Genomic DNA, 7776 nt, shown 5'->3' with positions numbered 1-7776 from the left:
GGAGGATCACCAGGCGCATGCTCGCCAGGTAGCCGAAGCCCAGCGCGCGGGCGGCCTCCAGTTGCACCGTGGGCACCGCGCGGATGCCGCTGCGCATGTCCTCGCTCATGAACGCGGCGGTGTACAGGGTCAGCGCGACGATGGCACTGGCGGCCTCGATGTTGCCGGCGTAGAGCCAGGCCTTGAGGTCCTCGGGTAGCCATTCCGGCGCGGCGAAGTACCAGAACAGCATGTGCGCCAGCAGCGGTACGTTGCGGATGCTCTCGACATAGGCGAAACCGAGCCATTGCAGGGCGCGGAACGGCGCCAGGCGCAGCAGCGCCACCAGCATCGCCAGCGGCACGGCGAAGACCAGGGTGACGGCGGCCAGCTTCAGCGACAGCAGCAGGCCGGCGACCAGCATCTCATGGTACTGGCCGCGCAGCAGCAGGGAGAAATCGAACTCGAACATGGGAAAGGCGCACGCTGTCCGCGAGGACTCACAGGGGACGGGCGGCGACGCGCATCGTCGCCGTCACGCAGAGACGTCAGGCGCTCACTCGGGGATCCGGTCGGAATCGATCTTGAAGTGGCGCTCGCTGAGGTTGGACTTGGTGCCCGGCCCGTACCACTTGAGGTACAGCTGCTCCGCCGCGCCGCTGCGCTCCAGGCCGGCGAGGGTCGAGTCGACCAGTTGCTTGAGTTGCGGATTGCCCTTGCGGAAGGCGATGGCCAGGGCCTCGGTACTCAGGTTCTCCGGCAGGATGGCGTAGCCGCCGGCCGCCGCGCCGAGCTTGCCGAAATCGTTGACCAGTGCCGACTCGTCGTCGACGAAGGCCTGGCCCTTGCCCTGCTGCAACGCCAGCAGCGCCTGCTGGCTGGTCTCGAAGGTGACCACCTGGGCGTTGGGCAGCGCCTTGCGGATATTCGGCTCCTGGGTGCCGCCCTTGACCGTCAGCACCTTCTTGCCGTCGAGGTCATGCAGCGAGGCGAAGCCGGCGTTCTTCTTCACCAGGGCCTTCTGCCCGGTGACGATGATCGAATAGGAGAAATCCACCAGCGCCTCGCGCTCCTTGTTGTGGGTCAGCGAGGCGGCGAGCAGGTCCACGTGGCCCTGCTGCAACTCCGGGATACGCGCCGCCACGGAAATCTGCTTGAACACCGGCTTGACCCCGATGGCCTTGGCGATCTCGGTACCAAGATCGACCTCGTAGCCGATGATCTGACGGGTCTTCGGGTCGATGAAGCTGTTCGGCTCGTCGGTGCCAAGGGTGCCGATGACGATCTCGCCCTTTTTGCGGATGTCGGCCAGGTCGTCGGCATGGGCAGCGCTGCCGATCAGGGTGAACACAGCCGCCACGGCTGCGCCAAGCAGGCGAATCTTCATGATGGGTATCTCGCGGAGGAATGGGGTTCGACGTCGGGCGCCGGGTGGGCCGCAGTCTATTAATAACCAAACATCCGGTGAAATATGGTTTTCATATAACCATATGAGATATCAAACTATGCCACGTCCCGCCCCGCGCCAGGGCCCGCGCGCGCTCAAGTGCCCTCGCGCAAGCGCAGCGGATCCACCAGCCCGGCGGCGATGGCCATGCCCACCAGCTCCGGCAGGGTCTGGGCCTGCATGCGCTTCATCACCCGCGCGCGGTAGAGGTCGACGGTCTTCACGCTGACCTCCAATTGCTCGGCCACCTCGCGGCTGGTATAGCCGCGCACCAGCGGCAAGAGCACGTCGCGCTCGCGCGGGGTGAGGCTGTCCAGGCGTTCGCGCAACCCGGCGTCGAGATCGCGGTGCCGGCGCCGACGGGCGTGGCGATCGAGGGCCTGCTGCACGCTGTCGAGCAGCAATTGTTCGTTGTAGGGTTTCTCGATGAAATCCACCGCACCGGCCTTGAAGGCGCGCACCACGATGGGCACGTCGGCATGGCCGCTGACGAAGATCACCGGCAGGTCGATGCCACGCGCCAGCAGTTCGTCCTGCACGTTCAGCCCGCCCATGCCGGGCATCCGCACGTCGAGCAGGACGCAGGCATGGCGGCCGCCCTCGCAGGCGTCGAGGAAGTCCCGGCCCTGGGTGAAGGGCCGAGCCTCGAGGCCGACCGATTCCAGCAGCCAGACCGTCGATTCGAGCATGCCCTGGTCGTCGTCGACCACGTAGACCAGCGCTTCGTCAGGCATAGCCATCCTTAACCTCCCGTGGCACCGGCGGCGAGCGGCAGCCGGCAGTTCATGAGCAACCCGCCATCCGCCGGCAGCTCGGCTTCGAGGGTGCCGCCGAAGCCCTCGACGATGCTGCGGCTCATCGACAGGCCCAGGCCCAGCCCTTCCGGCTTGCTGGTGTGGAACGGCGTGAAAATGTGTTCCAGCTGATCCGCCGGCACTCCCGGTCCCTGGTCGCGAACCCACAGGCAGAGCAGCCCGCCGGGCTCGACGCGGCTACCGATGACGACCCGCGACGGCGAGCCGGGATGCGCCTCGCGGTTGGCTTCGATGGCGTTGCGCAGCAGATTGAGGAACACCTGTTCGAGCAGCACGCGGTCGGCATACAGCGGCGGCGGATTGTCGGTCATCGCTTCTTCCACCGCCACCTGCCAGTGCCCGGCCTCCCAGGCGCAGAGGCCGATGGCCTCGCGTGCCACCTGGTTGAGGTCGAGCGCCTGCAGGCGCCGCTGGCCCTTGCGCAGGAAGGCGCGCAGGCGCTTGATCACCTCCGCCGCGTGACCGGCGTGCTCGCCGATCCGCGCCAGCCCCTCGGCCACCCGCCCGGCGGCCTCGGGCTGGCTGCCGAGGACGGCCAGGTAACGCTGGCTGGCGCTGGCGTAGTTCATCACCGCCGCCAGCGGCTGGTTGATCTCGTGGGCGATGCCCGAGGCCAGTTCGCCGAGAGTGACCAGCCGCGCGGTGTGCGCCAGTTCGTCCTGGTGACGGCGTTGCTGGGCCTCGCGCAGTTCGCGTTCGGTCATGTCGCGGGCCACCAGCGAGTAATAGCGTTCCTCGCCGCGGCCGCGATGGGCCAGCAACACCAGCGAGACCGGCAGCGACGGACGCCCGTCCTGCGGTTGCAGGCGCCCCTCGCGGCTCCACACGCCGCCATCGCGGGCCTGTCGCCAACCCTCCTCGGCCAGCCGCGCCGGAGTGTCGCCGGCCAGCAGGCGTTCCAGCGCCGGCGGCTCCTGTCCGTCGGCGATGCCGAGGGCGGCGCGTGCCGAAGGATTGAGGTAGGTGACGCGGCCGCCATGCTCGACGAACAGCACCAGGTCGGTGTTCGCCTCGACCACTTCGGCCAGGCGCCGGCGGTTCTCCTCCGCCTCGACCCGCCGAGTCACATCGCGGGACACGCTGACCACCTCCACCACCGCCCCGGTGTAGGTCTCGCGGATCGCCCGGCTGGCGGTCTCGAACCAGCGGTAGCGGCCGTCACGATGGCGGATGCGGTAGGTGATGGTCAGATAGCCGTCCTGCTCCAGCGCTTCGCGCGCGCGCAGCGCCACCTGGCCGCGGTCCTGGGGGTGGAACAGCGCCTGCGCCGGACGCCCGCGCAGTTCCTCCGGCCAGTAGCCGAGCAGGGTCCAGGAGGCCGGCGAGGCGTCGAGGAAAATGCCGTCGAGGGTATGCCGGGAAATCAGGTCGGTGGTGTTCTCGGTGATCAGCCGGTACAGCCGACTGGCCCGCGCCGCCTCGCGCTCGCCGCGCAGGCTGGCGGTGGCGTCGCGGCAGCGCGCCAGCACCCGGGCCTCGGCGCTGTCGGGAATGAACTGCCAGAGCAGGATGCGCCCGTCGCACTCCGCCTCCACCTCGCCGAGGGCCCGCGCCTGCCCCAGGCTGGCGCGCACCAGTTGCCCATGGTTGGCCGGGAGGAAGGCGCGCCAGGCCTCGCGCGGCCGCTCGCCAAGCAAGGCAAGGAAAGCCTGGTTGAATTCCACCGCCTGCGCCTCGCTGTCGAGCAGCAGCGCCGGCTGCGGGTCGGCCGCGAGGAACGGCGCGGCGCGGGTGACGCCACGGGCGGCGGCGAGCAACGGTGCGAGGAGCAGGCCGAGCCAGTCCAGCGCGGCGCTCTGCGGCGTATCGCTGGCCACCAGCAGCAGGCCTTCGTCGCCGGCCTGCAGGTCGAGGGCGAAGGCCATGCCATGCTCCACGCCGGCACGCCGCAAGCGCGCGCCGAGCCAGGACGCGGAACGCCGCAATTCGTCCAGAGCCAGCCGGCCGTCGCGCGCCAGTCGCTCGCGCAACGCCAGGTCGCTGGCCCGGTTCGGCTCGCCGGCGCCCGGCGGCAGCGCCGGCGACGGCGGCACCGGGGTATAGGTCTGCGCCTGCGGCTGCCAGGCCAGGTACCAGGCCTGGCGCGTGCCCGGATGTTCGAGCAGCAAGCGGCGCAGCGCACCGACCCGCTCGACCAGCGGCGCGCCCTCGCGCAGCAGGCGCAGGAGGCTGTTGAGGGCAGGCGAAGCGGGAAGCGGGCTCATGGGCGGAAGATGATCCTGGAAACCGATATGGTATTTATACTATAAGCTTATGGTTTAACTTCCATATATTTTTCATCGTTGCTATAAATCGCCCCAACCCAAGGAGCGCTTCGCCTGGTCCTTGGAAGCTGTTCACGATCTGCCGAGCCAGAGAAACCAGCCGTTTTCGACGCAGTCTCTTCCCGCGCGGCAGATCGTGACCCTTACCCAGAACAGAGCTAACAATCAGCCACGGGGTACTCTTCATGTCGATCTTCGAACAGGGTCTCGCGCCCGCCGCCGTCAACCACATCGCCCTGACGCCGCTGAGCTTCATCGAGCGCACGGCCAGCGTCTATCCGCACTACCCCGCGGTGATCCACGGCAACATCCGCCGCGACTGGGCGCAGACCTACCAACGCTGCCGACGCCTGGCCTCGGCCCTGGCCGGGCGCGGCATCGGCCGTGGCGACACGGTGGCGGTGATGCTGCCGAACATCCCCGAGATGCTCGAGGCGCACTATGGCGTGCCGATGATCGGCGCGGTGCTGAACACCCTCAACGTACGCCTCGACGCCGAGGCCATCGCCTTCATGCTGCAACACGGCGAAGCCAAGGTGCTGATCACCGACTACGAGTTCCACGAGGTGATCCATGCCGCCATCGGCATGCTCGACCACCCGCCGCTGGTGGTCGACGTCAACGACCCCGAGTATGGCGAAGGCCGCCCGGTTGGCGAACTGGACTACGAGGCGCTGCTCGCCGAGGGCGACCCGCAGTTCGCCTGGGAATGGCCCCGGGACGAGTGGCAGGCGATCTCGCTGAACTACACCTCGGGCACCACCGGCAACCCCAAGGGCGTGGTCTACCATCACCGCGGCGCCTACCTGAACGCGCTGGGCAACCAGATGACCTGGTCCATGGGCCAGCACCCGGTGTACCTCTGGACCCTGCCGATGTTCCACTGCAACGGCTGGTGCTATCCGTGGACGGTGACCGCGCTGGCCGGCGTCCACGTCTGCCTGCGGCGGGTCGACCCGCAGAAGGTCCTCACCCTGATCCGCGAGCACCAGGTCAGCCACCTGTGCGGCGCGCCCATCGTGCTCAACGCCCTGATCAACATGCCCGACTCGGCCAAGGCCGCCATCGACCACCCGGTGCATGCCATGGTCGCCGGCGCCGCGCCGCCGGCCAAGGTGATCGGCGCGGTGGAGGAAATGGGCATCCGCGTCACCCATGTCTACGGCCTCACCGAGGTCTACGGCCCGGTCACGGTCTGCGCCTGGCACGGCGAGTGGGACGACCTGCCGCTGGAGCGGCGCGCCGCGATCAAGTCGCGCCAGGGCGTGCGCTACCCGACCCTCGAAGGGGTGATGGTAGCCGACCCGAAGACCCTAGAGCCGGTGCCGCGCGACGGCCAGTCCATCGGCGAGATCTTCATGCGCGGCAATACCGTGATGAAGGGCTACCTGAAGAATCCCAGCGCCACCGAGGAAGCCTTCGCCGGCGGCTGGTTCCATACCGGCGACCTGGCGGTCTGCCATCCGGACGGCTACATCGAGATCCGCGACCGGCTCAAGGACATCATCATCTCCGGCGGCGAAAACATCTCCACCATCGAACTGGAGGGCGTGCTCTACCGCCACCCGGCGGTGCTGGAGGCGGCGGTGGTGGCGCGGCCCGACGAAAAGTGGGGGGAAACGCCCTGTGCGTTCATTACCCTGAAGAGCGATCATCAGGGGCTCGCCGAGAGCGAGATCGTCGCGTTCTGTCGCGAACACCTGGCCGCGTTCAAGATTCCGCGTACCGTGGTGTTCTCGGAACTGCCGAAGACCTCCACCGGCAAGATCCAGAAATACGTGCTGCGCGAGTGGGCCGCCGCCCTCTGAGCGCCGCCAGCCGAAATGCCCGTGCAGCGGCCGTGCCACGGCGGCCGTAGGCAGGATGCGCACGGGCAACCCTGTACCTGCGGCCGTCCCGCCGGCCGTTCACCGACGAGGTGTGCAATGCCTGAATACAACGCCCCGCTGCGCGACATGCGCTTCCTGCTCAACGATGTGTTCGACGCCCCCGCCCTGTGGCAGCGCCTGCCGCGACTGGCCGAGCGGATCGACGCCGACACCGCCGACGCCATCCTCGAGGAAGCGGCCAAGGTCACCGGCAGCCTGCTCGCACCGCTCAACCGCAGTGGCGACGAGGAAGGCGCGCAGTGGCAGGACGGCGCCGTGCGCACCCCGGCCGGCTTCCGCGAGGCCTACGCGACCTACGCCGAGGGCGGCTGGGTCGGCCTCACCGGCAATCCGGCCCATGGCGGCATGGGCATGCCGAAGATGCTGGCGGTGCAGTTCGAGGAGATGATGTACGCGGCCAACGCCAGCTTCAGCCTCTATTCGACCCTTTCCGCCGGCGCCTGCCTGGCCCTCGATGCGCACGGCAGCGAGGAGCTGAAGAACAGGTACCTGCCGAACATGTACGCCGGCACCTGGGCCGGCTCCATGTGCCTGACCGAACCGCACGCCGGCACCGACCTGGGCATCATCCGCACCAAGGCCGAGCCGCAGGCCGACGGTTCATACAGGGTCAGCGGGACGAAGATCTTCATCACCGGCGGCGAACAGGACCTCACCGAGAACATCATCCACCTGGTGCTGGCCAAGCTGCCCGACGCGCCGGCCGGTTCGCGCGGCATCTCGCTGTTCCTGGTGCCGAAGTTCCTGGTCGGCGACGACGGCACGCTCGGCGCACGCAACGCGGTGCACTGTGGCTCCATCGAGCACAAGATGGGGATCAAGGCCTCGGCCACCTGCGTGATGAACTTCGACGGCGCCAGCGGCTGGCTGGTCGGCGAGGTCAACAAGGGCCTGGCGGCGATGTTCACCATGATGAACTACGAACGCCTGTCCATCGGCATCCAGGGCATCGGCTGCGCCGAGATGTCCTACCAGGGCGCCGTCGCCTACGCCCGCGAGCGCCTGCAAAGCCGCGCGCCGACCGGCCCGGTGGCCAGGGACAAGGCCGCCGACCCGATCATCGTGCACCCCGACGTGCGCCGCATGCTGCTCACCATGAAGGCGCTGACCGAGGGCGGCCGCGCCTTTTCCACCTATGTCGGGCAGCAGCTCGACCTGGCCAAGTACGCCGAGGACCAGGAAGAACGCAGCCAGGCCGAAGCCCTGGTGGCCCTGTTGACCCCGGTGGCCAAGGCCTTCTTCACCGATACCGGCCTGGAGAGCTGCGTGCTCGGCCAGCAGGTGTTCGGCGGCCACGGCTACATCCGCGAATGGGGTCAGGAGCAACTGGTGCGCGACGTGCGCATCGCGCAGATCTACGAAGGCACCAACGGCATCCAGGC

At 68.4% G+C, this 7776-nt stretch carries 6 protein-coding genes; 2 read left to right on the top strand and 4 right to left on the bottom strand.

Going from position 1 to position 7776, the window contains the following annotated elements; genetic code table 11:
* From HMPREF2886_RS30750 to bfiS, 4 genes are all read right to left on the bottom strand, one after another.
* A partial coding sequence (locus HMPREF2886_RS30750; protein WP_139148434.1) for an ABC transporter permease subunit occupies positions 1–451 on the bottom strand: 451 nt, incomplete at its 3' end.
* An 84-nt stretch (positions 452–535) separates the two neighbouring features.
* On the bottom strand, positions 536–1366 hold the full coding sequence (locus tag HMPREF2886_RS30745; RefSeq protein ID WP_003118170.1) for an ABC transporter substrate-binding protein: 831 nt from the start codon (positions 1364–1366) through the stop codon (positions 536–538).
* 155 nt (positions 1367–1521) lie between these two features.
* The gene (bfiR, locus tag HMPREF2886_RS30740) at positions 1522–2166 is read right to left on the bottom strand and encodes a two-component system response regulator BfiR (RefSeq protein WP_073649389.1); all 645 of its coding nucleotides are present in this window, start codon (positions 2164–2166) and stop codon (positions 1522–1524) included.
* 2 nt (positions 2167–2168) lie between these two features.
* Positions 2169–4445 (bottom strand): two-component system sensor histidine kinase BfiS, encoded by a 2277-nt coding sequence (gene bfiS, locus HMPREF2886_RS30735; protein ID WP_033977418.1) that lies wholly within the window; start codon positions 4443–4445, stop codon positions 2169–2171.
* Between the two features lie 245 nt (positions 4446–4690).
* Between bfiS and HMPREF2886_RS30730 the strand changes: the two genes are divergently transcribed.
* Entirely contained in the window at positions 4691–6313 is a 1623-nt protein-coding gene (locus HMPREF2886_RS30730) for an acyl-CoA synthetase (RefSeq protein WP_024918288.1), read from the top strand.
* A 117-nt stretch (positions 6314–6430) separates the two neighbouring features.
* Positions 6431–7776 (top strand): acyl-CoA dehydrogenase family protein (locus HMPREF2886_RS30725; protein ID WP_070749066.1); only part of this gene is annotated, 1346 nt, incomplete at its 3' end.

It is taken from the genome of Pseudomonas sp. HMSC066A08 (genome assembly GCF_001813025.1).
GTDB classification, from domain to species: domain Bacteria; phylum Pseudomonadota; class Gammaproteobacteria; order Pseudomonadales; family Pseudomonadaceae; genus Pseudomonas; species Pseudomonas aeruginosa.
Note: the sequence above shows the minus strand (reverse complement) of the source record. Positions and strands in the feature narration are given on the sequence as shown.